Here is a 25,700-nt window from a genome sequence, read left to right as displayed (position 1 = left end):
CAACACCGTGACTCAGCCCCTCCAGGTAAACCAGCCCCTACCGGTGACCCAACCCTGGCTTCCCGAACCACAGACCGCTCTTTCCCCGTTCACCGGCTGGACCCGCAGCCACTGGGAAGCCACGGCCGACCATTGGTTGGAACATATCCGGACTTATTCCAGCCCCCTCAAAGCAAGTCCGAGACTCCCGGGCCGGGTAACACGCGACGGTGAGCGCCGGGAAGGCATGGAAACCATAGGCCGGAGCCTGCTGATGGCGGCGCCCCGCATTGCCGGGGCCCGTGGACAGGATCGGTTGGGGTTGGCTGCGTGGTACCGGGAAGCGCTGCTGGCCGGCACCGACCCTGAAGGTTCCGAACGTTGGCCCTTGGGTGTCACCTGCAAGTCCCCGTTGCTGGGGGTGACCAACTCGATCGTGGAGGCCGCGAACATCGCGTTCTCGTTGCACGTTGCCAGGGAGTGGCTGTGGGAGCCCCTGGCCGAGGGGGAGAAGAAGCAGGTGGCCGACTGGCTGCGGCACCACGCCCGGCTTGAGGTGTGGGGGAACAATTGGCAGCTTTTTCCGGCAATGGCCGAGGGCTTCCTGCGATCGGTGGGCGAGGACGTCTCCGGCTGCACGGGGGCGCGGAATGTGGCCCGGGTGGAGTCCTGGTATCTGGGTGATGGCTGGTATACGGACGGGCCGGAGCACGCCATCGATTACTACAATGCGTGGGCAATCCACCCCTATTTGTGGGCTTGGTACACGATGACCGGCAGGGAGGGCACTCCTGAGGGGCAGCGTCATCTGGAGCGGCTGCGGGAGTTCGTGGGCACCCAGAGCCTCATGTTTGCCAGTGATGGAGCCGTGCTGCACTTCGGGCGATCCTTGGCGTACCGCACTGCAGTCCTGGCAGCCTTGTGGTGTGCGGAAATTTCGGGAGTGAATCCGCTGACGCCGGGGGCTACCCGGCGCTTGGCGTCCGGTGTGCTGGCGAACTTTACGGCGAAGGGCGTCGGTGTGGACGGGCCGCCGACCCTGGGCTGGTATGACGAACACCTGGGATCCTGCCAGGCGTACAGCGGTTTTGGATCCCCGTATCTGGCCGGCATCGGCTTCCTGGGCTTGGCCCTCCCGCCGGAGCACAGGGTGTGGCAGGACGTGGAGGATCCGCAACCCACGGATGGGCCCGTCGTCGTACGTTCTTTGCCTGATGTCGGATGGACAGTGAGCAGCGATGGCGGGTTGGTCCGGCTCAGCAACCACGGCAGCGATCATTGCGGCTTGCCTGTTGACGGCGGCACGGACCCCGATGATCCGCACTACGCCAAGTTCTCCTACTCCACCCACACCGCGCCAGGAACGGGTTTGGCTTGGGAGGAAAACATCGACGGGCACTTGGCGTTGTTGGGCTCTGACGGCGTGGCGAGCCGGCGTTGCGCCCTGCGCGCCACCCGCACGCAGGGACCGGTCAGCGGCTCGGTCCACGTCCCACAGCTGTACGGTAAAGCGCTGCCCGGAACCGCGGTCACTACGGTGTCCGTGGTGGACGGTATCCATGAGGTTCGCTGCCATCTCGTCACCGGGCCGGCGGAGTTTTCCGTGCGTGAAGGCGGGCATGCGGTCGCGGGAGCGTCCCGGGTGCATGCGGGAACCACGCTGGACACTGCGTGGGTCAGCAATGGCGATGTCTTTGCCGCTGTGACAGCCCTGCACGGCTGGCAGGCGCGCGATACCAGCCACTACGCGGGTGCAAATGCCATGGGTGAGCACTCCGCAGTGCCAAGCCTGTCGGCCCAACGCGCGGTTGTCGAAACGGTCCACGTCGCGCTGCACACGCTTACCCGAGGCCCGGCTCCGGCGCCTGAAGCGCTCGAGGCGGCTGCCGCCGTCGTGGTTTCCGGTACGGAAGTCTCGCTCACGTGGGCTTCAGGTGCTTCGCAGTCGTTCGACCTGCGTACTTTCGTTCCATGGGACGGGCAGGTGGGAAAGTGATTGACCTTAAATACGGCGCGTCCGGGCAAGGGCGGAGGGACGACGCTGCCATGCGTCGGTTCCGGAGCCACCGGGTGGGTCAGTTCATCCACTGGGGCCTCTACTCGCTGCTGGCCGGGAGGTGGGAAGGGAAGGACGTCGAATTCGCGGCCGAGTTCCTGCCGCGCGTAGCGAAGATCCCCCAACAACGGTGGGAGGCGCTCGCCAACGACTTCACACTGGCGGATTTCGACGCCGACCGGTGGGCTGACACGGCCGTGGCTCTCGGTGCCCGCTACATGACCATCACCACCAAGCATCACGACGGCTTTTGCCTGTGGCCGAGCGCCCACACGGACTTCCACATGGGAAATACGCCGTCGGGCCGGGACGTTCTGGGTGAATTGGTGGCCGCCTATGAAGCACGCGGGATCGACGTCAACTTCTACTATTCAGTGCTCGACTGGCGGCACCCGGACTGGCGCTTCACGGTGGAGAACGACGGCGATCGGGCGGCTTTTGCCCGCTACCTGGACTTCGCGATGAAACAGTTGGAAGAACTGGCGGACCGTTACCCCGGTGTGAAGGGATTCTGGTTCGACGGCACCTGGGACGAATCCGTGAAGGCCAACGGGTGGTGGACCTGGGAAGTTGAGCGGATGCTGAAGGAGCGCCTTCCCGGCGTGGTGGTCAACAGTCGCCTGAGAGCCGATGATTTCGGGTCCCGGCACGTCGATTCCAATGGCCTGTTGATGGGCGACTACGAGAGTGGCTATGAGCGCAGGTTGCCCGGCCCATGGGATGTTGCTGTGGCTTCCCGCGACTGGGAAGCCTGCATGACCATTCCGCAGGCCAGTTGGGGATACCACCAAGGCCCCTGGGCGCAGTCGACGCTCAAACACCCCTGGGACCTGGTGGACATGATGGCCCACTGCACGTCCTTGGGCGGCAACTTCCTGCTCAACTTCGGGCCCCGCGGCGACGGCTCCATGGCTCCGGAAGAGGTGGAGATTGCCTCGCGGGTGGGGGAGTGGCTCGCCGTGAACGGGGAAGCCATTTACGGGTGCGGCTATGCAGAGGGCTGGAAATATCCCGGTTGGGGCTACTACACCCAGGATGGGGACACCGGACAGGTGTACGCAGTTGTGACGCGGATTCCGGCGTCGGGAAGGGTGCGCGTAGAGGTGCCCGCCTGGCAGGAACTGGCCGGGCTGCGATTGCTGGGTTCAGGCCCCGTCTCCGGGCAGGACGTGGAGGAGGGCTCAGGCAGTGTGCTGGGGTCCGTGGCTCCGGCGGGCTCCGGCGGATATCCGTTCAAGAGGCTGGCCGAGTCCGTGGTGGAGGTGGAGCTTGCGGCCGGCCCGGCTGCGGACACTGCTTCAGGATCAGGGATGCCAGCTGCAGGGTCAGCAGCCGCAGGGTCACTTGCAGCCTTTGGACCGGTGGTTTTCGCCCTGGAAACCCGTGCCCTGGACCCCTCCGGCCGCGAAAAGGAACCAAACCCGGACGTGCTCGACTAGGGCCCGGCGTCGAAATCGTGGGAAGGCTGCGAATCCGCCGGAAAGTTCCGTGGGTTTTGGGAGCGTTCCCGCGACTTCGCGCGATGGGACCAGGCGAGCGGTTCAGGCCTCGACGGCGGACAGCCGCGCCTGCTTCTTCAGCGCCGAGTTCTTCCTGGTGGTCCGTAGCATGTCGATCGTCAACAGGACCAGGGCAAGCCAGACCACGCAGAAGCCGATCCAGCGGGCAGCGGTCATGGTTTCGTGGAACACAAGCAGTGCCACAACGAACTGGAGGATCGGGGCAAAGTACTGGAGCAGGCCGATGGTGGTCATCGGCAGGCGGCGTGCGGAAGCGCCGAAGAAGAGCAGCGGAACAGCGGTGATGACGCCCGAGGCTACCATCAGCCAGAAGTGTCCGGCGCCCATGGTCGTGAGGGTTTCGGCCCCCGCAACACCCAGGACCACCATGGTGATCGCTGCGAAGGGAGCCAGCACCATGGTCTCGACACTGAGGCTCGTGAGGGCATCGACCTTGGGGCCCACCCGCTTCTTCACAAAGCCGTAAAGGCCAAAGCTGAAGGCCAGGATCAGGGCGATCCACGGGAGTTGCCCGTAGGAGAACGTCAGGACGCCGACCGCCACGAAGCCGATGCCCACCGCTGTCCACTGCAGGGGGCGTAGCTTCTCCTTGAGGACAAAGACGCCCAAAAGGACCGAGACCAAGGGGTTGATGAAGTATCCCAGCGAGGTTTCCACGGCGTGGCCGGTGGTGACGCCGAAGGTGTACGTGAGCCAGTTGATGGCGATGAGGATGGCAGCCAAGGCCAAGGGACCGAAGACGCTGCGGTCCTTCAACGCGGCGCCGAAAATCCGCCAGGACCGGGTGATGGTGATCAGCAGTGCGCAGAAGATCAAGGACCAGACAACGCGGTTGGCCACGATTTCGATCGCACCCGCAGGCATCAGGATGAAGAAGTACAGGGGGAGCAGGCCCCACAGCCCGTAAGCGCCGATGCCGAACAGGATTCCCGCCGTCGACTCGCTCCGCACGGGCTTGCCGGCGCCCCCGGTGCCTTGCTTGCCGGCACCGCCGGTTCCGTCGCCTCCGCTCCCGGCTACCGCCGTCGTGGGCTGGTTTGAAGGGGAGCCTGAGATGATCTGATCCGGAGTCGACACACTGGGGCCAACACCGGCGTTCCCCGCAATATTCCGCAATCTTTGGGTATTTTTGTGACTCCTGCCATATAAGCGGCCCGGTGTGGGGCCGACACCTAGAATTGAAATCTGCGCGCCACCAACAGCGGCGTGGCTCACTGCTTCGGAAGGGCTCACGGTGTCAGACTCAGCCGCAACCAATCGTCCGCTTCGCGTCGCCATTGTGGGCGCGGGTCCCGCCGGTGTCTATGCCGCGGACATCCTCACCAAGTCCAACGAAGTCAAAGACGGGCACGTGGAAGTGAGCATCGACCTCTTCGAGGCGTACCCCGCGCCCTACGGGTTGATTCGATACGGTGTAGCGCCGGACCATCCCCGCATCAAGGGCATCGTGAACGCCTTGCACAAGGTGCTGGACCGCGGGGACATACGCTTCCTGGGCAACGTGACCTACGGCAGGGACCTGACCCTTCACGACTTCCGCGCTTTCTATGACGCCGTGATCTTCTCCACCGGAGCCATCAAGGACGCAGACCTGAACATTCCCGGCATTGGGCTGGAAGGCTCCTTTGGCGGCGCGGACTTTGTCTCCTGGTACGACGGACACCCGGACGTGCCCCGCGATTGGCCGCTGGACGCCAAGGAAATCGCGGTGATCGGCAATGGCAACGTCGCCTTGGACGTTGCGCGCATGCTGGTCAAGCACCCGGAGGAGCTGCTTGTCACCGAGATTCCGGACAACGTGTACCAAGGGTTGAAGAGCTCGCCCGTGACCGACGTCCACGTTTTCGGCCGGCGCGGGCCTGCCCAGGTCAAGTTCACGCCCTTGGAACTGCGCGAACTCTCGCACTGCAAGGACGTGGACATCGTCCTGTACCCGGAGGATTTCGAATTCGACGAGGCCTCGGACGAGGCAATCCGGACCAACAACCAGATCAAGACCATGGTCAACACCATGACCAACTGGCTGGTGGAGGAGCATGCTGAAGCCGAGCAGCCCTCGTCCCGCCGCCTTCACCTGCACTTCCTGCACAGCCCGGTGGAAGTCCTCGACTCACCCGAGACCCCGGGCAAGGTTGTGGCGATGAAGTTTGAGCGGATGGAACTGGACGGGACAGGCAACGTCAAGGGAACCGGGGAGTTCCTCGAATACCCGGTCCAGTCGGTCTACCGGGCCATCGGCTACCACGGCTCGCCGCTGGAGGAGCTGCCGTACGACGCCCGCCGCGGCGTCATTCCGAACGACGGCGGCCGCGTCCTGGGTGCCGACGGGGAACCCGTGCCGGGAATCTACGCCACCGGCTGGATCAAGCGCGGACCAGTGGGGTTGATCGGGCACACCAAGGGCGATGCACTGGAAACCATCGGCTGCCTCCTCGAGGACCGTTTGAACCTGCCCCCGGCCGAAAACCCGGACCCGCAGGCCATCATCGACCTCCTGGAAGAACGCGGCATCGAATACACCACGTGGGAAGGCTGGAACCGGCTGGACGCACACGAAGCTGCCCTCGGTGCTGAGTGGTCCTCAGCCGCCGCCGCCTCCGAAGACGGGAACGGCGTGGTCCGCGAGCGCATCAAGGTTGTCCCGCGCGAGGAAATGATCCGCATCTCCCGCCCCTGACCTCCGGAGTTTTTGTACAGCTAATGCGCTTACTCGGGCGCCTCAGGGGCATTAGCTGTACAAAAACTCCATCCGGCGAACTATACTCGTCGGTACTGTGCTGCCCACCACACGCGTTGCCCACCACGCGAGGCCATAACGCACAGGACCCAGGGGAGTTCGAGTGAGGAATCCAATCCACCCGGTGGTTCCCGGCAATGACGCCGCGGAGCTGCTGCAGAAGCGCGCCCTGGCCGGCCACGAACACTTGGAGGCCTGGCGCGCCGGAACCGCCGATGAGATCGCGGGAATCAGGCGTCTCGTCCATGAGTCGTGGCAACGTTCGGCCAACTTGAAGGCCAACCCCGACGTACCCGAAGCCCCCCTGGCCATGGACCGCGATGAGCTCGAGGAGTACAGGCGGCAGCACCCTTTGGCCACCATCATGCCCGTGATCAAGAAGCTGCTGGTCCAGCCGAGCCATGACAGCGGCCTGCTGGTGGCCGTAGGCGACGACGTCGGACGGCTTTTGTGGGTGGACGGCGACCCCGTCATGCAACGCCGCGCCGAAGGCATGATGTTCGTCGCCGGCGCCGACTGGTCCGAAGCCTCCGTGGGCACCAGCGCTCCGGGCACGGCATTGGCCCTTGACCGCAGCATCCAGATCTCCGGGGCCGAGCATTTCAAGCGGTCCGTCCATCCCTGGAGCTGCACCGCGGTTCCCTTCCACGATCCCGACTCCGGCGCAGTGTTGGGCGTCGTGGACATCACCGGGACCGAAACCGCCGTCGCACCGCACACGCTCTCGCTGGTGGAAGCAACGGTCGCTGCCGCCCAGGCACAGTTGCGCATCGAACGCTTGCAGCTCGCCGCGGCAGTCCGCGACAAACCACGACGCCGGAGCGCAGCCGCCACGGGCGGCCAGGCTTTGTACCGCAACAGCCTCCAGCTTCTGGGGCGCGACCAGGCGCTGCTCAGCATCGATGGCCGGACAGTCTCCTTGTCAGCGCGCCACAGCGAGATCCTGGCCATTCTCGGCAACCATCCGGATGGGTTGAGCGCTGATGATCTGTGCGCCGAGCTTTACCCAGGCGAGGGATCGTCCGTGACTCTCCGCGCCGAGATGGTCCGCCTCCGCAAGGTCATCCAGGAACTCAGCCCTGACGCTGTGCCCGAGTCGCGGCCGTACCGGCTGCCCGTCGAGTTGCTTCCCGATTCCGGCCAGGTCCTGAGTTGCCTGCAGCGCGGCGCCCACCGCATAGCCTTGGAAATCTACAAAGGTGCGCTTTTGCCGCGGTCGGAGGCGCCCGGCGTCGTGCAGTTGCGCGAGCGGGTCTCGCATCTGTTGCGGGAGGCGCTGCTGAGCGACGGCAGCGTCGATTCGCTGCTCAAGTACGCGGAACTGCCGGAGGCGAAGTACGACGTCGACCTCCGCCTTGCGGTCCTGAAGCTGCTGCCGCCCCGCTCACCCAAGCGCGCCGCGGTGGTGGCCGACCTTGAGCGGATCGACAGGGAACTGCAGGCGTGAGCTGACTCACACTGTTGCAACGTAGCTGCAACCTCCCGGCTCCTAGGCTCGGATCAATGGCGAGAGCCACAGTGATTCGCAGCAAAGGAGCTAGCAATGACCGTTTACGCACAGCCGGGTGCCGAGGGTTCGAAGGTCACCTTCAAGGACCGTTACGAGAACTGGATTGGCGGCGAATGGGTCGCCCCGGTCAAGGGCGCCTACTTTGAGAACATCACCCCAGTAACAGGCAAGGCCTTCTGCGAAGTTGCCCGGGGAACCTCGGAGGACATCGAGCTCGCGCTGGACGCAGCCCACAAAGTCGCGCCATCCTGGGGAAAGACCTCCGCCACCGAACGCGCCGCGATCCTGAACAAGATCGCCGACCGCATCGACGAGAACGTTGAACTTCTGGCCGTCGCAGAGACCTGGGACAACGGAAAGCCGGTCCGCGAGACCCTCAACGCCGACATCCCGCTGGCAGCCGACCACTTCCGCTACTTCGCCTCGGCCGTCCGCGCCCAGGAAGGCGGACTCTCCCAATTGGATGAGGACACCACGGCGTACCACTTCAAGGAGCCGCTGGGCGTTGTCGGCCAGATCATCCCCTGGAACTTCCCCATCCTCATGGCTGTCTGGAAATTGGCGCCGGCACTCGCGGCCGGAAACGCGGTTGTCCTCAAGCCTGCCGAGCAGACGCCGACGTCCATCCTGGTCCTCATGGAACTGATCAGTGATCTCCTGCCGGCCGGCGTCGTCAACGTGGTCAACGGATTCGGCGTCGAGGCAGGCAAGCCGCTGGCTTCCAGCCCGCGCATCCGCAAGATCGCTTTCACGGGTGAGACCACCACTGGCCGGTTGATCAGCCAGTACGCTTCCAACAACCTCATCCCCGTCACCTTGGAGCTTGGCGGCAAGAGCCCGAACATCTTCTTCGACGACGTCGCCGCCCAGAACGACGCCTTCTACGACAAGGCGCAGGAGGGCTTCACGCTCTTCGCGTTCAACCAGGGCGAAGTCTGCACTTGCCCGTCCCGCGCCCTGGTCCAGGAAGGCATCTACGACTCCTTCATGGCCGACGTCGTGGCCCGGACCAACAAGATCATCCAGGGCAACCCGCTGGATACGGAAACCCAGATCGGTGCACAGGCCTCCAACGACCAACTGGAGAAAATCCTGTCCTACATCGACATTGGAAAGCAGGAGGGTGCCAAGGTTCTGACCGGTGGTGCCCGGGCCGAGCTCTCCGGTGATCTGGCCGGCGGCTACTACGTCCAACCCACCATCTTCGAGGGACACAACAGGATGCGGATCTTCCAGGAGGAGATCTTCGGCCCGGTAGTGTCCGTCACCAGGTTCAGCGACTACAACGACGCCATCGGCATCGCCAACGACACCCTCTATGGACTTGGCGCCGGCGTCTGGTCGCGCAACGGAAATGTCGCCTACCGCGCAGGCCGGGAAATCCAGGCCGGCCGCGTGTGGGTCAACAACTACCACGCCTATCCGGCAGGTGCCGCCTTCGGTGGCTACAAGTCCTCAGGCATTGGCCGTGAAAACCACGCCATGATGCTGGACCACTACCAGCAGACCAAGAACCTCCTGGTCAGCTACAACGAGAACAAGCTCGGCTTCTTCTAGGAGTTTTGTACAGCAAATGCCCTTATGGAGCCTTCTTAAGGGCATTAGCTGTACAAAAAACTCCAATTATTCGCAGGGATCAAAGGAGATCGTCAATTGTCGAACACGATGCAAGCAGCAGTAGTCACGGAGTTTGGAACCGACCTCACGGTCAAGGAGGTTGAACGTCCGACGCCGGGTCCCGGCCAAGCGCTGGTCCGCCTCCTGACGTCGGGGGTATGTCATACGGATTTGCACGCCGCCGAAGGCGACTGGCCCGTCAAACCCACGCCACCGTTCATTCCAGGGCACGAAGGAGTGGGCGAAGTAGTGGCTTTGGGCGAAGGGGTTACTGACGTTGCCGTCGGTGATCTCCTGGGCAACGCCTGGCTGTGGTCTGCCTGCGGAGACTGCCAGTACTGCAGGACCGGATGGGAAACACTGTGCGAGTCCCAGCAGAACGGCGGCTACAGCGTGGATGGCTCTTTCGGTGAGTACATGCTGGTGGACACACGCTTTGCAGCCCGCATCCCGGAAGGCTCGGACCCTGTGGAGGTTGCTCCGGTCCTCTGTGCCGGTGTGACGGTGTACAAGGGTCTCAAGATGACCGAGGCCAAGCCGGGGCAGTGGGTCACCATTTCCGGCATCGGCGGCCTGGGCCATATCGCGGTTCAGTATGCCGTGGCGATGGGCTTGCGTGTTGCCGCTGTGGACATCGCCGACGACAAGCTGGCGCTGGCAAAGGAACACGGTGCCGAGCTGACCGTCAACGCGTTGCATGAGGATCCCGCCGAGGTGATCCAACGGGAAACCGGCGGCTGCCATGGGGTGCTGGTGACGGCCGTGCACCCCTCGGCCTTCGGTCAGGCCATCGGCATGGCCCGGCGCGGCGGGACGATCGTCTTCAATGGCCTTCCCCCAGGGGATTTTCCGGCGCCGATCTTCGAGATTGTCCTCAAGGGCCTCACGGTCCGGGGTTCGATTGTGGGCACCAGGCAGGACCTTGAAGAAGCACTGGAGTTCTATGCCCAGGGGAAGATCAAGCCAACGGTCTCCACCCGGGAGTTGTCCGAGGTCAACGCGGTGTTCGACGAAATGAAACACGCAAAGATCGACGGCCGAGTGGTTCTGAAGTTCTGATGACCAGCTCTGCATTGGAAGCTGCGGTGACGCTGCCCGGAGAGGATTTCTCCCGGGTGGCGCTCACCGCGGCGTCCGTGGATCTTCTCCGCACGTTGTGGGCGCAGCACGGCCCGTTGATGTTCCATCAATCCGGTGGCTGCTGCGATGGCTCCGCACCCATGTGTTATCCGGCGGGGGAGTTCCTGACCGGCGATTCGGATGTCCTTCTGGGCCGGTTCGAACTCGGCACAGCCTCGGAGCCACAGCCCTTGGAGTTCTGGATGTCCCGGGAACAGTTCAACTACTGGTCGCACACCCATCTGACAGTGGATGTTGTTTCAGGGCGGGGGAGCGGTTTCTCAGTTGAGGCACCCGAGGGCAAGCGCTTCCTGATCCGGTCAACACTGATGGATTGGGACGTACCTGGCGTTTAGCTACATGAAGTCGGGCATGAGGCTGGTGTGATGCGGGCAACTCGGCCGCGTCACAACAGCCTCAACTGTCACAGGACTACGGGGAGCGTCTCACTATTTGGGATAAATATGGCCGTCCATTGGCCGGACACTATTCTTGATGAGTCCTATACCACCCCCCTCCAGAATGTGGCATTTTTATGAACATTTTCAGGACCAAGTCGATTGAGCAGTCGATCGCCGATTCCGACGAACCCGGTCGCAAGCTCAAGCGCAGTCTGAGTACCTGGGACCTCATGATCATGGGCGTCGCGGTTGCCGTCGGCGCCGGTATCTTCTCGGTGGGCGCCAAGGCTGCCGCCAACTTTGCCGGCCCCGCCGTCACCATCTCCTTCGCCATCGCCGCTGTCACCTGTGCTCTGGCCATCATGTGCTACGCCGAGTTCGCGACCGCCATCCCCGTGGCGGGTTCCGCCTACGTCTTCACGTACGCCACGATGGGCGAGGTCCTGGCCTGGATCATCGGTTGGAACCTTATTCTTGAGCTCTTCACTGCTGCTGCCGTGATCGCGAAGTACTGGGGCATCTACCTCAGTACCGTGTTCGGTTTGATGGGAGTTGAGATGCCGCCCTCCGTCAGCGTGTTCGGCATCGACCTCTATTGGGGTGCCTTCCTGATCGTCGCAATCTTTACGGTGCTGCTGGTGCTGGGGACAAAGCTGTCCGCCCGCGTGGGCAACGTCTTCACCATGATCAAGATCGCTGTCGTGCTGTTCGTGATCGTAGTGGGCTTCAGCTACGTGAAGTTCTCCAACTACACGCCGTTTGTCCCGGCCTCCGAGCCTACGGCCGGAAACGGTGCGGCCGACGTCATGAAGCAGTCGTTCTTCGGCTTCCTGACCGGTGCCGCTCCTGCGCAGTACGGAACCCTCGGAATCTTCGCCGGCGCTGCACTGGTGTTCTTCGCCTTCATCGGCTTTGACGTGGTGGCCACCTCCGCCGAAGAGGTCAAGAACCCGCAGAAGACACTGCCCCGCGGCATCTTCGGTGGCCTGGCCCTGGTCACCTTGCTCTACATCCTGGTCTCCCTCGCGTTGACCGGCATGGTTTCCTACACCCAATTGGCTGAGGTCAAAAACCCGACGCTGACCACCGCATTCGAGGCCGTGGGCAACACCGACGCAGCCAAGGTCATCGCCTTCGGCTCCCTGGTGGGCCTGACGACCGTGATCATGGTGCTCCTCATGGGCCTGTCCCGCGTGGTCCTGGCCATGAGCCGCGATGGACTGCTGCCCCGCTCCTTGTCCAAGACGAGCGACAAGCGGGCTACCCCGGCCCGCTTGCAGATCATCTGTGGTGCCGCAGTTGCCATCGTCGCCGGCGTAACCAAGGTGGACCTCCTTGAGGAAATGATCAACATCGGAACGCTTTCGGCCTTCGTCATGGTCAGCCTGGGTATCCTGGTGCTCCGCAAGAAGCGTCCCGACCTCAAGCCTGCCTTCCGCGTTCCGTTCGGCAAGGTTCTGCCCTGGGTCTCGGCAGTGTTGTGCCTCTACCTCATGACCAACCTGGCCGTGGAAACCTGGATCTTCTTTGCGATCTGGCTGGTCATCGGCATGGCGATCTACTTCGCCTACGGCCAGCGGCACTCCAGGCTCAACGAGAAGTTCGCTTCCGCCAAGGCCTCCGTCGATGGCCCCACCGAAAGCCGACAGAGCGACGGCGACGAGGACGAAGACAACCTCTCCAAGGTCTGATTGCGTCTGCCTGCACGTTTGATGCGGGTAGCAGCTTGTCAGACAGCTGCCTGCTTTTCCATCACGGAGACGCCCGGGAACCACTGGTTTTCGGGCGTTTCTGCGTCCCGGGGCCGTCAACATCCTTACGGTGCCGCGTGCTCGCCGACCCATTGCACCAAAGGCCTCAGCACCTCCCACCGGGCAGCGATTTGGTCCTTGGCCGCAGCAGTGGACAACCATTCCGGCTGCCCCACCTCCACCCCGGCCGACAGTGACTTATGCTTGAGCAACTCTGCCCTCGGATGGTCCTTGTCGAAACCGCGGGGGATGGTCTTCAACTTCTCGCCTTCAATCGCGAATCCTGCTTCCGCTACGGCGTCGATGATCTTCTGCAGCTCCTGGCCACTCTCCGGAGCATCCACTGCTGCCCGGAAGCGGGCCAGCTGCGCCGGCGTGTGGGAATGGTAACCGCCGCCAATGAGGAGCCCGTCGGCGCTGATCTGCACGTAGTAGCCAACGCCTTCCCGGGTGGCAGCAAAGGCGCCCTGCGCGGTCTTATACGGAGACTTGTCCTGGGAGAACCTGATGTCCCGGTTGGGGCGGAAGATCTTTGCCGGCCCGAACCTGGGCTCCAACTCCGCAAGGAGAGCTGTCAGCGGCTCCCTGACCTCGGCGTCGTACGTGCTTTTATGTTCCAGCCACCACTCACGGTTGTTGTTCTCTTCAAGGTCCTCGTAGAAGCGGAAAGCGGCTGTCTGAATGCCTGTGAATGTGTCCATGAAGGGATCCTATGAATCCCCAGGACTGATCAGCCATAGGTAGAGCCTGCTATGTGGAAAGAAGCGGCTATGTGGAAAAGCAAAAAGAACACCCCGCCGCGGATGGATCCGCAGCGGGGTGTTCTGAAAGCCGAACGCTTAGAGCTTGTTGGCTGCTTCAGCGTCGGACGTGGTCTGGCCAGCGCCGAGGTTGGCGCGCAGCTTGGCGCCGAGTTCGGCGTCAACGTTGGTCCAGTACTGGATGGCGCGTTCCTTGATGTCGGCGTTCTTCACGCCGCCAACGGCACCGGTGATGGTCTCGAGGAAGCGTGCCTTGGCGGCCTCGTCGTAGACCTCGCGGTACAGGGTACCGGCCTGGCCGAAGTCGTCATCCTCAGCGTGCAGGGTGTGCGCGGAGAGGGTGAGCTCGCCGTCGTTCTCCCAGCCACCGGCGGGGGAAGCCGGCTCGACTGCTGCGGGGCCACCGACCGAGTTCGGTGCGTAGACCGGGGTGGACGGGGAGTTGAACAGGTAACGTCCCTGGCCATCCTGGCTGTAGTTGTTGACCTGGTTCTTCGGCTGGTTCACCGGGATCTGGGCGTGGTTGGTACCCACGCGGTAACGGTGTGCGTCGGCGTAGGAGAAGATGCGGGCCTGCAGCATCTTGTCCGGGGAAGCAGCGATGCCCGGCACGAAGTTCGACGGCGCGAAGGTGGCCTGCTCGATCTGCGCGAAGTAGTTCTCCGGGTTCTTGTTCAGCTCCATGGTGCCCACGTGGATCAGCGGGTAGTCAGAGTGCGGCCACACCTTGGTGAGGTCGAACGGGTTGAAGCGGTACGTCTTGGCGTCCTCGTAAGGCATGACCTGGACGTGCAGTTCCCACGAAGGGAAGTTGCCGGCTTCGATGTTCTCGGAGAGGTCGCGGATGTAGAAGTCTGCATCCGAACCGGCCAGTGCTTCAGCCTGCTCACCGGTGATGGAGTTGACGCCCTGGTTGGACTTGAAGTGGTACTTGACCCAGAAACGCTCGCCGGCAGCATTGATCCACTGGTAGGTATGCGAGCCGTAGCCCTGCATTTCACGCCAGGAAGCCGGCAGGCCGCGGTCGCCCATGAGCCAGGTGACCTGGTGTGCGGACTCGGGGGAGAGGGTCCAGAAGTCCCACTGCATGTCAGCGTCGCGCAGGTGGGTACCCGGGAGGCGCTTCTGGGAGTGGATGAAGTCCGGGAACTTGATGCCGTCGCGGATGAAGAACACCGGGGTGTTGTTGCCCACGAGGTCGTAGTTGCCCTCGGAGGTGTAGAACTTCACGGCGAAACCGCGGGGATCGCGCCACGTGTCGGGAGAACCGTTCTCGCCTGCAACGGAGGAGAAACGGATCAGCATGTCCGTCTCGGCTCCCGGCTGAAGGAAAGCTGCCTTGGTGTAGGCGGAAACGTCGGAAGTGGTCTTGAACGTACCGAAAGCGCCGCCACCCTTTGCGTGCACAACACGCTCCGGGACGCGCTCGCGGTTGAACTGTGCGAGCTTTTCCACCAGGTAGTGGTCGGTCAGGATGATGGCACCGTCAGCGCCGACGGACTTGGAGTGCGCGTCGGAAGTGACAGGGGCACCCGACTGTGTGGTCGAGATGTTCGCGGTCATCATTCTCCTTTTTCTTATTTCTGGGTTACGGAAGGTAGTACGGGAAGCTGTTGTTTGGCCTGGCAATCCTGGCAGATGCCCTGATAGAGGACGTCTGCGATCTGGATGGTCATGGGCTTGGAATTTTCATTCCAGTGCGGAGTGAGGCACGGTGCGTGTCCCACTGCGCAGTCCACGTCCTCCACCTTGCCGCAGCTGATGCAGACGGCGTGGTGGTGGTTGTCGCCAACCCGGGTTTCATAGAGCGCCGGGGAGTGCGGGGGCTCGAAGCGGCGCAGCATCTGCAGGTCCGTGAGGTCGCTGAGAACCACATAAACAGACTGCGCCGTCAGTTCGGGAAGTTCTTCGCGGGCAGCGGCAAGGATGCCTTCTGCCGGGGAATGCGGATGGTGCTGGACCGCGGCGAGCACTGCAAGCCGCTGTTTGGTCACACGGCGGCCGTGGGCATGCAGGGCCGCCGCCCATGCTTGCTGCTCAGCTGTGTGATCCGTCATGCATCCATTCAAACACTTATTTTGATAAGTTCACAATAAGGCGAGGCTAACTTCCGGTGAACGTAATAATTCCAGGAGCGGATTCACGACTTCCGCCGCGGACCGACCCAGCGCGTGGATCCGCAGCGGTGTCTGCGGTGCTGGTGATTCGAGCGCCAGGCAACTGAAGCCGCTGACGCCGGCGGACAGCGGTAACGCACGCAGCGACGCGGCGACGGCGAGGAGATCAGCCGGCCTGAATTCACGGATCGACGCCGCACCTCCCACGGGTTCGAGAACCGTGTGGCGGGGACCCGCCGCAACAGTCCGCACCAGTGGGGTCGGTTCAAGGAGAGGTACGACGGCGGCCTCCGCCGCATGTTCGACGGCCCGGTCCGCTGTGGGTCGCTCGCTCCGGAGGGCCTCGCGTATCGCTTTGTCGGTCACCTCGAGCCCGGACTCCGGCAGCACCGCCCGACGGTGGGCAGGCAGCGAAAGCTGCTGTCCCGGCGTCGTGGTTTCCCCAGCCCAACGACCGAAAAGGTGGAACGTCGGCGTTGAGGACTCAGCCACCGGTTCACCCAGCCCGGCTCCCAAGGGGTGCCACTGGTAGGCGAACATGACGGCGCACTGACTGGCTCCGAGAACCTTCGCAAGGGCTGTCCGCGCCAGCTGGTGGCAGAGCAGCCAGTCCGCTGCTGACGGGAGCGCGAAGTCGATGGAGGGATCGGACAAACGGATCACTACGTGTCCGGCAGTGAGGGGGTGGCGTGGCCGGGCGATCTCCCAAAAGTCCGAACGGTACAGCAAACGTCGCGACATGACCATGTCAACTCCTTCCCCGGGGTGAGCCTACCAAGCCCCGGGGCTGGTTAGGGTTGGACGGTGGCAAAACTACTGGCAGACATCACTCCGCTCAGGGAGAGTCCTGCTTTTCGCCGGCTCTGGCTCGGGGCATCCGTTGCGGCCATCGGCACCCAACTGACCCTTGTTGCCGTCAGCCTGGAGGTCTACCGGCTGACCCAGGAAAGTCTCTATGTAGGATTGCTGGGCATCTTCGCGCTGGTTCCGTTGGTGATTGCAGGTCTCTACGGCGGCTCCATCTCCGATGCCTACGATCGGCGGAAAGTGGCCCTGATTGCCTCCCTGGTCCTTTGGTTGACCACGGCCGGGCTGGCTTTGCAGGCATGGCTGGAGATTGGCAATATCTGGGTGCTCTACGCGCTGGTGGCCATCCAAAGCGGCGCGCAGGGCATCAACGGTCCGGCCAGAAGCGCGATTATTCCGCTCCTGGTCCGCAAGGACCTGCTGCCGGCTGCCAATGCCCTGAACATGCTGACATTCGGTCTTTCGATGACCGCGGGACCCCTGTTGGCCGGCGTGCTCGTGGCCACCATCGGCTTCGGGTGGACCTACACCATCGACGTCATCAGCTTTACCTTTGCGCTGTGGGGGCTCTTCAAGCTCCCGCCACTGCCACCGTCCAAGGATGCAGTGCGGCCCGGATTCCGTTCAGTGGTGGAGGGGTTTCGCTTCCTGGGCGGGCGTCCAAATGTCCGCATGACCTTCGTGATTGACCTGATCGCCATGATCTGCGCACAACCCAGGGCGCTGATGCCGGCTATTGGTGCTGTGATGATCGGGGGAGGCGAAACCACTGTCGGCGTGCTGCTTGCGTCCACGGCAGTGGGGGCGTTCCTTGCCGGCCTGTTCTCAGGGCCGTTGGGCAGGGTACGCCGGCAGGGCAGCGCCGTGGTGTGGTCGGTCATGGGCTGGGGTGCCTCGATTGCCGGCTTTGGCCTGGTGGTGCTCCTGGCTGGAGACTCGGGACGTAACGGAACCACGCCCTGGCTGATACCGGCGGCGCTCTGCTGTGCGCTCGCCGGCATTTCCGATTCCGTGAGTGCTGTCTTCCGTACCACCATCCTCCAGGCCGCCACTCCCGACCATTTGCGCGGGCGGCTGCAAGGGGTGTTCATTGTGGTGGTCGCGGGCGGGCCACGGGTGGGGGACATGCTTGCCGGTGGAGTGACGAAGTTCCTCAGTGAGGGCGGAGTGCTGCTGCTCGGCGGCGTTCTGTGCATTGTGCTGGCGTGGCTGGCCTCGCGCATCCAACCCGGGTTCGTCGCCTACGATTCGAAGCACCCGGTGCCGTAGCACCCGTTGCCCTAGACGCCGGTGCCGTAGCCGCCGGAACAGGGCGGCCGACGTCGACGTTTAAGCTAAAGAACCCCCGCAAGAGGCGACGAAAGAGGACGAAGGAAACGTGCACAAACACAACAATGGACTCAAAACCGCGGCGCTGTTCGGCGTGCTGTGGGCGGTGTTGTTGGGTTTGGGTGCCATCATCGCCTCAGGAACCCGCAGCACCGCCCCCATCTGGATTATGGCCTTGATCGGCGTCGGTACCACTGCCTATGGCTATTGGAACAGCGACAAAATCGCCATCCGCTCCATGGCCGCGTACCCCGTGACCGAGGCCCAGGCGCCACAGTTGTACCAGATCGTCCGGGAGCTGTCCGTCCGGGCCAACAAGCCCATGCCGCGGATCTACCTGTCACCTACCATGACGCCCAACGCCTTCGCTACCGGTCGCAATCCGAAGAACGCCGCCGTGTGCTGCACGGAGGGAATCCTGCACCTTCTGGACGCACGGGAACTCCGGGGTGTGCTGGGCCATGAGCTGATGCACGTGTACAACCGCGACATCCTCACGTCCTCGGTGGCTGCTGCCGTGGCCGGCGTGATCACCTCGGTTGGCCAGATGCTGCTGATCTTTGGCGGTGGCGACCGGCGCAATGCAAACCCCCTTGCCACTATCGCCATGGCGCTGCTGGCACCCTTTGCGGCCTCACTCATCCAGATGGCGATCTCCCGCACCCGCGAGTTCGACGCGGATGAGGACGGTGCCGAACTCACTGGCGATCCCCTGGCATTGGCCTCGGCCCTGCGTAAGATCGAGTCCGGGGTGAGCCAGTTGCCACTTCCGCAGGACCAGCGCTTGGTCAATGCCTCGCACCTGATGATCGCCAACCCTTTCAGGGGCGGCGGCATGCGGCGCATGTTCTCCACCCACCCGCCCATGAAGGAACGGATCAGCCGGCTGGAAAGGATGGCGGGGCGGCCGCTCTCCTAGGGACGCAACACGTTGTGGACCCGCAGATCCGTTGTTGGCCAACGACGGAAAAGCGGGCCCGCAACGGAAGAGGGCTCTAGCTGAACAGCCCTTCGCCGATGTACCCGCCCTGCTGCACGCCCGGAGGCACGGCAAAGAGGCCGGACCCGGTGTGCTTGAGGTACTCCACGGACAAGGTGTCGCCCTTGGCCAAGGCCAGCTGCATGGGGACGTAGTGGGTTCGCGGATCCTTGACGAACGCGATGAAGAACAGGCCGGCATCCAAGTGCCCGAGTCCGTCCGAGCCGTCGGTGAAGTTGTAGCCGCGGCGCAGCATGCGGACGCCGTTGTTCTGGTCCGGATGGGCCAGGCGCATGTGTGAATCCATGGGGATCAACGGCTCGCCATTGCGTCCGGCCATGGCAAAGTCCGGTGGGCTGAACTCGTCTCCTCCCGACAGGGGAGCCCCCGCGCCCTTGGTTCGACCGATCAGCCCTTCCTGCTCCCGCAGCGAGGTACGGTCCCAGATTTCGATGTGCATCTGGATTCGCCGCGCCACCAGGTAACTGCCACCGGCCATCCACTGCTCGGCCGCGGGGCCACCGCCCGCCACCCACACGTGCTCGTCGAGGAGGGCGTTGTCCTCGACTTTGAGGTTGTTGGTGCCGTCCTTGAAACCGAACAGGTTGCGGGGCGTCACCTGGGCACGGGAGGTCGAGGAAGTGCGGCCGAACCCGAGCTGCGACCACCGTACCCGGACCTTGCCGAATCCGATCCTCGCCAGGTTGCGGATTGCGTGGACGGCCACCTGTGGATCATCCGCGCAGGCCTGGACCACGAGGTCACCGCCAGTGCGGCCCGGCTGCAGGTCATCGCCTGGGAAGTGGGGAAGGTCGATCAGGGCGGCCGGGCGCCGCCCCTCCAGACCGAACCGGACTTTGCCATCCTTTTCAAACAGGCCTGCGCCAAAGCCCAACGTCAGGGTCAGCTTGGAAGCTGCCAGATCCAAGGCCTCGCCGGTGTCTTCCGGCGGGGCGTCGTACGGGCCATCGACGGCGCCGGTCTTGCCGGTCGGATTGCCGGCAGTCATCGCCTGGGCCGCTGCGGTCCAGTCCTTGAGGAGCTTGATCAGTTCCTTGCGGTCCTCGGTGGTCACATCGAACGCAGCCATGTGCAGACGGTCCTGGGCAGGCGTCGTGATGCCTGCCTGGTGATCGCCAAAGAACGGAACCACGGCGTCCCCGGCTGGAGGCACCGAGGGTGATGCCGCCGTCGCCACCGCGTCATGACCCAGGAAGCCTGCGGCGAGTCCGGCTACAGCTCCGGCGCCGCCCACGCCGGCGAGGGAGAGCAGGCCCCGGCGCGACATCCGTGCAGCGCCGGTATCAGCGGCAGCCGCCGTACCGCCGTCGGACGCCTTTTGGGACTTTACGACGTCGGCCGGCTCACCGGAACGCCCGACGTCGGCCGGCTCACCCGTGTGGCCGAAAGGGCAGCCGCTCACAGCACCACGGCTGAGGTGAGCTTGGAGAGGGGCTCACCCAGCGAGTCGACCAGCGATGCCAGGGCCTGCACCTGCTCCGGGCTGAGCTCGTTGTAGTAGGCGAAGCCATCGCCCTTTGCGTGCTTCTTCAATTCGGCCTGCAGCGCGGTGAACTTTTCATCCAAGGACTTGGAGAGCTCTGCGTCCTTCTGTTCCAAGGCTGGCTTCAGGCTTTCGAACGCGATGCGGGCGCCGTCAACGTTGGCCTGGAAGTCCCAGAGGTCGGTGTGGGACCAGATCTCTTCTTCGCCCGTGACCTTGCCGGTGGCAACCTCGTCCAGGAGTTCCTTGGCGCCGTTGCCCAGCTTGTCCGCCGTTAGTTCCACGGTGCGGGTGCGTGTGGCGAGGTCTTCGGTGTCGGCAACGAGTTGCGTGGAGATGGCGGTGCGCTCCGCGGCGGTCATCGCTGTGTAGCCTGCAGGCGGGAAGAGGTCCTTTTCTGCGCGGTGCCAGCCGGTCCATTCCTGGCCGGGTTCAAGGTCTGCTTCGCGGGCATCCAGCTTGGGGTCGAGGTCGCCGAAGGACTCCGCCACGGGTTCGATCCGTTCCCAGTGCATGCGGGTGACCGCGTAGAGCTCGCGGGCCTTGGCTGCATCACCGGCGGCGAACGCTTCCGCGAAGGTCTTTGTGCCGGTGACGAGCTGTTCGGTCTGGTCCTTGACGTAGGCGGCGTACTGCTGGGTTCCTGTGTCCACCAGCTTTTGCAGGTCCGCGTCAACGCTGGGCTTGTTGCCGGATTCCTTGACCTCGAAGGAGGCACGGATGCCGTCGCCTTGCATGCCGGGCTTGCACGCCGTGGTGTATTTACCGGCGGGAGCGGTGACTACCAGGTTGCGGGAGATTCCCGGGCCGATGTTCTCCACTTCGCCGATGATCCGCAGCCCGTCTTCGGCCAGCAAGTAGAACTCGGTGACTTCGGTGCCCTCATTCTTCACCGCGAAGGTGAGGTTGCCGCTCGATGCGGAGGTGGTGGACACCTTGCACTCGTTGGCCGTGCTGCTGACCTGGATGGGACCGTCTGTTGCGGCCGTGGTCTTCGCGTTGTCAGTGCACGCTGAGAGGACCAACGGTACTGCTGCTGCGGCGCCAATCACGGCAAGTGTTCTGCGGAGCTTGGGTGAAGCGGGCATGGGGAATCCTTTGTCTATCGGTGGCGCGTGAGGGGAGGGTCCGAGGGGACCGGGCAGGGGGTCTTAGGGCTGGGCAGCGACGGCCGGAGCCGGGACGGCGCTGCTGGCCTTCGGCCGGGACGAACGGTTGGCCCGGATGTACAGGAACATCACCGGGGCCACATACAGCAGCCAGGCTGCTGCTTCCAGCCACGTGGTCGCGGGGGAGAAGTTCAGGGTGCCTTTGAGCAGCGTGCCATACCAGGACGACGGCGGGATGGCGGCTGAGACGTCGAAGGCGAGGTTGTGGAGGCCCGGGAGGATGCCGGCTTCCTGGAGGTCGTGGACGCCATAGGCAAGCACTCCGCCCGCGATGACGATCAGGCCGACTCCGGTCCAGGTGAAGAAGCGGCCCAGGTTCACCTTGAGGACTCCCCGGTGCAGCAGATAGCCCAAGCCGGCAGCGGCCACCAGTCCGAGCAGAGCCCCGAGGAGCGGCAGGGTTGTTTCTCCCGTGGCTTGGGCTGCAGCCCAGATGAACAGCGCGGTTTCGAGTCCTTCGCGGCCCACGGCCAGTGCCGCCACGAGCGCAAGGCCCCAGGCGGCGCCGTCGGCCGCTTTGTCCACCTGCGAGCGGAGTTCGCCGCCGAGGCTGCGCGCGGTGCGGGCCATCCAGAAGACCATCCATGTCACCAAGGCCACGGCAACGATTGACAGTCCGCCGCCAATGGCTTCCTGTGCCTCGAACGTCAGGCCCTGCGGGCCGAAAGTCAGCAGGGCGCCGAAGCCGAAGGAGATGGCAATGGCTGCGCCCACCCCTGCCCAGAGGCGCGGAATGAGATGCCGCCGCCCGGTCTTGATGAGATAAGCCATCAGCAGGACCACGATCAGGGAGGCCTCGAGGCCTTCGCGCAGGCCGATCAGGAAGTTGGCGGTCATGTCGGAGTGTTCTTTCGCTAAGGGAGCCGTACTTAGGCTCGCCTAAGGAAGAAGAATACTGCCCGGCGGCTATTACGCAAACTAATCGTGCCGTAATTTACGACAGTCGCTGTAGATACGGGCATCGGGCCGGGATGCGATGCTGCTCGAAGTTGGGTTGTGGTGCCTCTGGCGGATCAGATCGGCGGAGCAAGCTGGACACGATAGCGCCACCAGACCAAGTCTGGATCCTCTTCGTCTTCTTCCTCGGGCTCCCAGCCCTGGTGCTGCAGTAAGGCGTGAACCGGGGTATTCAGCTTATGCGCTTGACCTGAGAATACGACGAGCTCCACTTTGGGCATGCCATCTGCCATCTCGAGACACGTGTCGACGAAGTGCTTGAGTGCTTCGGTGCCCGTGTTGTTCTTGGCGCAGTCCAGGTGACGGGCCAGGAACAAGGCGAGGAACTGATGCTGGGTGGCGTTGATCGGTTCGCTACGGAAAGCCACAAACGCGTTGATCCTCGCGGCCTCTACATCCAAGAGAATTTCAGCCCGGTGCGGCGCCTTCAGCGGTAGCCTGAGCCCGCGGATAGCGGCCTCTACGCGGCGCGCCCATGGCCGGTCTTTCTGCTTTTTGTGCCACGTCCCTGGTCCGACTTCAGCCTTTGCTATACAAGTGAACTTCTGCAGGAGCGGTTGATGTTTGCGATCGGCTTCCAGCCACTCCGCCATTAGTGCTTTTTGCGGGTGTAAATCACGGTGGCGGGCTTAGCAAGGGCCGCCTCAACGCCTTTCGGGGAATTGATGTAGGCGGCCAAGCGCTCAGAGCGCTGCTGAAACGCTTCCGTACGCCGGCGCGCAAATATGGACTTCTTGACCGTCCGACGCGATTGCCTGCCAGTCAACAAGCTTGCTCGGGGGTGGATTTGCGCGCTCAAGGCTTCCCTTCCGTATGCGATTTCTCCCCTGTTCATCCAACGCTAACGACATTCTCTCTCAAGAGGACTCTCTGTGAGGAAAATCACAGCTGTGGATAAAACGAGGACCGCAGGATCAAGGCTGATCGCTGCGGTCCTCGGTGATTCTGCGGACTCTGTGCGGACTTCGGGCGCGGGCGCCCAGTAATCACGCGGCCAGAGCGCCGTTAGCTGCGGAAGTTCACGAACTGGAGGTCGGCCTCTTCGAACTTCTTGAGGATGGCCATGGTCTCCTGAAGATCGTCGCGCGACTTGGAGGTCACGCGGAGTTCGTCGCCTTGGATCTGGGACTTGACGGACTTGGGGGCTTCATCGCGGATGATCTTGTTGATCTTCTTGGCGATGTCCTGGGCGATGCCCTCCTTGATGCTGCACTCCAGGCGGAACTCCTTGCCCGAAGGGTAGGGCTCGCCCTGGTCCAGGGACTTCAGGGAGATGCCGCGCTTGATGAGCTTGGACTGGAAGACATCCAGGACTGCAAGGACACGGTCCTCCGAGTTGGCCTTCATAAGGATCTTCTCGCCGCTGAAGTCGATCTCTGCGCCGACGCCCTTGAAGTCGTACCGCTGCGCGATTTCCTTCTGGGACTGGTTCAGTGCGTTGGCGACCTCTTGCTTGTCTACCTTGCTGACGACGTCGAATGTGGATTCGCCTGCCATGACTCTCCTTAGGTTGGGGGCCCTGTGAGGGCGGGTTGGGTTCTGGCATCCAGCCTAGTACGGAAGCCCGCAGTTGGGGCGGTGCAGGGCTTTCACAGTTCGCTCACAGCACACGCAGGGTGGGAACCGAGGAATGCGGCCCAGAGTTGTACCAGTTGGAAGACACTTCGTCCGGAGGATCAGCATGAGCACCAAGGCCGTCCAGTCCATCAGCAAGTCCGCCTCAGCAGCAGCAGGTTCCATTGGAACGGCTGCTGTGGCTGCTGCCAGTGCAGTAGCTGCGGCGGCGGTGGCGGCCTCGATCGTGCTAAGCCCGGTCCCCGACGCCACATCGCGCATGGATGGCGTCCACGCAGATCTCCAGCGGGCCGTGCAGCTGAACCAGATCACCGCCGAGCAGGCCGAGAAGTTCGAGGCCAAACTGGCGGATCGTATCCTCGGAGAAGCCTGAAATACGCCGAAATTCAGGGCCTCTGACCTCGATTAGATTCTTGGGCGGAAGTTCTGTAAGGTTGTCTCTGCCTTCGGTTACCGGATCGAAAGAAATGGTCTTCCGGAAGTGATCTTCTTTTGAAGTTCGGCAGATTACCCGAGCGGCCAAAGGGGGCTGACTGTAAATCAGCTGGCACTGCCTACGGGGGTTCGAATCCCTCATCTGCCACCCAGAAAAAATCCCCGGAACCACTGGTTCCGGGGATTTTTTGTGTCTGCGGGTTGTCCCGGACGGGGTGGCTTTTTGGTTACTGCCGCTCGGAGATTTTCCGGAGCTCGGCGATTTCCAGCCGCAAGGCCGCGATCTCCTTGACCAGATCAGCCACTTCGGCCCGCACGGGTTCCTCGGCTGCCGCCACCTTTTCGCCGGCCGCGGCCGCCACGCCTTCGGCATTCTCCTCGATCCGCTGCACCAGCCAGGAGGCGATGGAAGCAGTGACGATACCCAGTACTGCGATGCCGCTCATCATAAGGGCTGCGGCCACCACCCTGCCGATGGGTGTTACCGGATACAAGTCGCCGTAGCCCACGGTGGTGATGGTGGTAACGGCCCACCAGGCTGCGTCTCCGAAGGTCAGGATCTTGGCGTCGGGGGCGCCCTGTTCGACGTCAAGGACGGCGAGCGCTCCAACGAGGATGAGCATGGCTGCCGCTCCGGCGACGTAGGTTGCTACGCGTCCACGGAGGGTTTCGCCTACGGTCCGCTGCAGCACTGAGAGCAGGGTGACCAGGCGCAGCAGCCGCAACGGCCGGAAGAAGGGAAGCACCACGATCAGGAGTTCATGGAGATTCCAGAGGAACCATCGCATGCGGTCTTCGGCGAGCCAAAGGTTGATGAAGTAGTCCACGGCGAAAATTCCCCACGTAATCCAGAGAATCACTTCCAAGGGGGTCGCCGTGGGTCCATCGACGCGACCGATGACCTGCCAGGCGTAGGCGGTAAGGAAAATCAATGCCGTGGCCATCAGCGGCCATTCGACGAGGTCCCGGTATCGCGCTTGAGTCATACGGGAATCCTAGCCACAGGCCGGCCCTGCGGCAGGAGGATCAAGCAGTCGTTTCCAGCCAGTAGCCGTCCAGGTGGTGGATCAGCTGGCGTCCAAGCCCACCCTTAAGCTGGATCCACAGGGTGCTGCGGTCATCGGTCATGCCGTCCAGGGTTCCCTCAATCCGGTTCCCGCGGGCATCCTGGAGCACTACCACTTGGTGGCGCTGGAGTTCGGGCCAGACGTCGCCGTGGGGCCGGGTGGTTTGCAGCGTACTCAAAGGGATCCCCCTGATGTGTTCTTCCAATACGAGTTCCAGATATTGTGCACGTCTTTCGTGAACCTGCGGTAAACGTTAGTGCAATCGTTGGACATAAAAGTGGCCTGGGGACGGCTGAACACCGCCCTGGGC

23 protein-coding genes and 1 tRNA gene are annotated in these 25,700 nt (G+C 63.3%); 12 read left to right on the top strand and 12 right to left on the bottom strand.

Translation table 11 applies throughout. The annotated features are described in order from the left end of the window. Positions 1-7: 7 nt before the first annotated feature. Both PQ627_RS13720 and PQ627_RS13715 read left to right on the top strand, forming a co-directional pair. The gene (locus tag PQ627_RS13720) at positions 8-1,975 is read left to right on the top strand and encodes a DUF2264 domain-containing protein (RefSeq protein WP_274261863.1); all 1,968 of its coding nucleotides are present in this window, start codon (positions 8-10) and stop codon (positions 1,973-1,975) included. Further along, on the top strand, positions 1,972-3,474 hold the full coding sequence (locus tag PQ627_RS13715) for an alpha-L-fucosidase (protein ID WP_274261861.1): 1,503 nt from the start codon (positions 1,972-1,974) through the stop codon (positions 3,472-3,474). Before PQ627_RS13720 ends, PQ627_RS13715 begins: the two co-directional genes overlap by 4 nt. A gap of 102 nt (positions 3,475-3,576) precedes the next feature. Here the strand turns inward: PQ627_RS13715 and rarD are convergent, their stop codons facing one another. Then, positions 3,577-4,671: an EamA family transporter RarD gene (gene rarD / locus PQ627_RS13710; RefSeq protein WP_274261859.1), complete on the bottom strand. Its 1,095-nt coding sequence runs from the start codon at positions 4,669-4,671 to the stop codon at positions 3,577-3,579. Between the two features lie 118 nt (positions 4,672-4,789). Between rarD and PQ627_RS13705 the strand changes: the two genes are divergently transcribed. The 6 genes from PQ627_RS13705 (at position 4,790) to PQ627_RS13680 (ending at position 12,630) form a co-directional block, all read left to right on the top strand. After that, positions 4,790-6,232, top strand: a complete 1,443-nt coding sequence (locus tag PQ627_RS13705; protein WP_274261856.1) for an FAD-dependent oxidoreductase — start codon at positions 4,790-4,792, stop codon at positions 6,230-6,232. A 163-nt stretch (positions 6,233-6,395) separates the two neighbouring features. Further along, positions 6,396-7,739, top strand: coding sequence for a helix-turn-helix domain-containing protein (locus PQ627_RS13700; RefSeq protein ID WP_144659314.1), 1,344 nt, complete (start codon positions 6,396-6,398; stop codon positions 7,737-7,739). A 96-nt stretch (positions 7,740-7,835) separates the two neighbouring features. Beyond that, positions 7,836-9,359: an acetaldehyde dehydrogenase ExaC gene (gene exaC, locus PQ627_RS13695; RefSeq protein ID WP_274261854.1), complete on the top strand. Its 1,524-nt coding sequence runs from the start codon at positions 7,836-7,838 to the stop codon at positions 9,357-9,359. A gap of 108 nt (positions 9,360-9,467) precedes the next feature. Then, positions 9,468-10,478, top strand: coding sequence for an alcohol dehydrogenase AdhP (gene adhP, locus PQ627_RS13690; protein ID WP_144659680.1), 1,011 nt, complete (start codon positions 9,468-9,470; stop codon positions 10,476-10,478). After that, positions 10,478-10,894 carry a DUF779 domain-containing protein gene (locus PQ627_RS13685; RefSeq protein ID WP_144659316.1) on the top strand — a complete coding sequence of 139 codons (417 nt, stop codon included), beginning with the start codon at positions 10,478-10,480 and terminating at the stop codon, positions 10,892-10,894. The genes adhP and PQ627_RS13685 overlap by 1 nt, the downstream gene beginning before the upstream one ends. Positions 10,895-11,073: 179 nt before the next feature. Next, positions 11,074-12,630, top strand: a complete 1,557-nt coding sequence (locus PQ627_RS13680; protein WP_274261851.1) for an APC family permease — start codon at positions 11,074-11,076, stop codon at positions 12,628-12,630. A 125-nt stretch (positions 12,631-12,755) separates the two neighbouring features. On the opposite strand, the gene PQ627_RS13675 is transcribed toward PQ627_RS13680, so the two are convergent. The 4 genes from PQ627_RS13675 to PQ627_RS13660 all read right to left on the bottom strand — a co-directional run bounded on the left by PQ627_RS13675 (position 12,756) and on the right by PQ627_RS13660 (position 16,315). Further along, positions 12,756-13,391 (bottom strand): DUF2461 domain-containing protein, encoded by a 636-nt coding sequence (locus PQ627_RS13675; protein WP_274261849.1) that lies wholly within the window; start codon positions 13,389-13,391, stop codon positions 12,756-12,758. A 138-nt stretch (positions 13,392-13,529) separates the two neighbouring features. Continuing rightward, positions 13,530-15,014: a catalase gene (locus PQ627_RS13670; protein WP_144659319.1), complete on the bottom strand. Its 1,485-nt coding sequence runs from the start codon at positions 15,012-15,014 to the stop codon at positions 13,530-13,532. Positions 15,015-15,028: 14 nt separating this feature from the next. Continuing rightward, the gene (locus tag PQ627_RS13665; RefSeq protein ID WP_144659320.1) at positions 15,029-15,508 is read right to left on the bottom strand and encodes a Fur family transcriptional regulator; all 480 of its coding nucleotides are present in this window, start codon (positions 15,506-15,508) and stop codon (positions 15,029-15,031) included. A 30-nt stretch (positions 15,509-15,538) separates the two neighbouring features. Further along, on the bottom strand, positions 15,539-16,315 hold the full coding sequence (locus PQ627_RS13660) for a hypothetical protein (protein ID WP_274261846.1): 777 nt from the start codon (positions 16,313-16,315) through the stop codon (positions 15,539-15,541). Between the two features lie 57 nt (positions 16,316-16,372). On the opposite strand from PQ627_RS13660, the gene PQ627_RS13655 reads away from it, so the two are divergent. Next, positions 16,373-17,644, top strand: a complete 1,272-nt coding sequence (locus PQ627_RS13655; protein ID WP_144659322.1) for an MFS transporter — start codon at positions 16,373-16,375, stop codon at positions 17,642-17,644. A gap of 109 nt (positions 17,645-17,753) precedes the next feature. Then, on the top strand, positions 17,754-18,623 hold the full coding sequence (htpX, locus tag PQ627_RS13650; protein ID WP_144659323.1) for a zinc metalloprotease HtpX: 870 nt from the start codon (positions 17,754-17,756) through the stop codon (positions 18,621-18,623). A gap of 76 nt (positions 18,624-18,699) precedes the next feature. On the opposite strand, the gene efeB is transcribed toward htpX, so the two are convergent. The 5 genes from efeB to PQ627_RS13625 all read right to left on the bottom strand — a co-directional run bounded on the left by efeB (position 18,700) and on the right by PQ627_RS13625 (position 23,810). Beyond that, complete coding sequence (gene efeB / locus PQ627_RS13645) at positions 18,700-20,106, bottom strand: iron uptake transporter deferrochelatase/peroxidase subunit (protein WP_274261842.1); 1,407 nt, start codon at positions 20,104-20,106, stop codon at positions 18,700-18,702. Further along, entirely contained in the window at positions 20,103-21,275 is a 1,173-nt protein-coding gene (gene efeO, locus PQ627_RS13640) for an iron uptake system protein EfeO (RefSeq protein WP_274261840.1), read from the bottom strand. The genes efeB and efeO overlap by 4 nt, the downstream gene beginning before the upstream one ends. 63 nt (positions 21,276-21,338) lie before the next feature. Then, positions 21,339-22,193, bottom strand: a complete 855-nt coding sequence (gene efeU / locus PQ627_RS13635; RefSeq protein ID WP_274261838.1) for an iron uptake transporter permease EfeU — start codon at positions 22,191-22,193, stop codon at positions 21,339-21,341. Positions 22,194-22,369: 176 nt separating this feature from the next. Further along, positions 22,370-22,906: a hypothetical protein gene (locus PQ627_RS13630; protein WP_144659327.1), complete on the bottom strand. Its 537-nt coding sequence runs from the start codon at positions 22,904-22,906 to the stop codon at positions 22,370-22,372. 412 nt (positions 22,907-23,318) lie between these two features. Further along, complete coding sequence (locus tag PQ627_RS13625; RefSeq protein WP_144659328.1) at positions 23,319-23,810, bottom strand: YajQ family cyclic di-GMP-binding protein; 492 nt, start codon at positions 23,808-23,810, stop codon at positions 23,319-23,321. Between the two features lie 184 nt (positions 23,811-23,994). On the opposite strand from PQ627_RS13625, the gene PQ627_RS13620 reads away from it, so the two are divergent. After that, on the top strand, positions 23,995-24,261 hold the full coding sequence (locus PQ627_RS13620) for a hypothetical protein (protein WP_274261836.1): 267 nt from the start codon (positions 23,995-23,997) through the stop codon (positions 24,259-24,261). A gap of 128 nt (positions 24,262-24,389) precedes the next feature. Beyond that, positions 24,390-24,471 (top strand) — tRNA-Tyr (locus PQ627_RS13615). A 79-nt stretch (positions 24,472-24,550) separates the two neighbouring features. Here the strand turns inward: PQ627_RS13615 and PQ627_RS13610 are convergent. After that, entirely contained in the window at positions 24,551-25,309 is a 759-nt protein-coding gene (locus tag PQ627_RS13610) for a potassium channel family protein (RefSeq protein WP_144659330.1), read from the bottom strand. Between the two features lie 40 nt (positions 25,310-25,349). Beyond that, entirely contained in the window at positions 25,350-25,568 is a 219-nt protein-coding gene (locus PQ627_RS13605; protein ID WP_144659331.1) for a hypothetical protein, read from the bottom strand. Positions 25,569-25,700: the final 132 nt, after the last annotated feature.

The sequence above is a fragment of the Paenarthrobacter sp. AB444 genome (genome assembly GCF_028736865.1).
Classification (GTDB): domain Bacteria; phylum Actinomycetota; class Actinomycetes; order Actinomycetales; family Micrococcaceae; genus Arthrobacter; species Arthrobacter nicotinovorans_B.
Note: the sequence above shows the minus strand (reverse complement) of the source record. Positions and strands in the feature narration are given on the sequence as shown.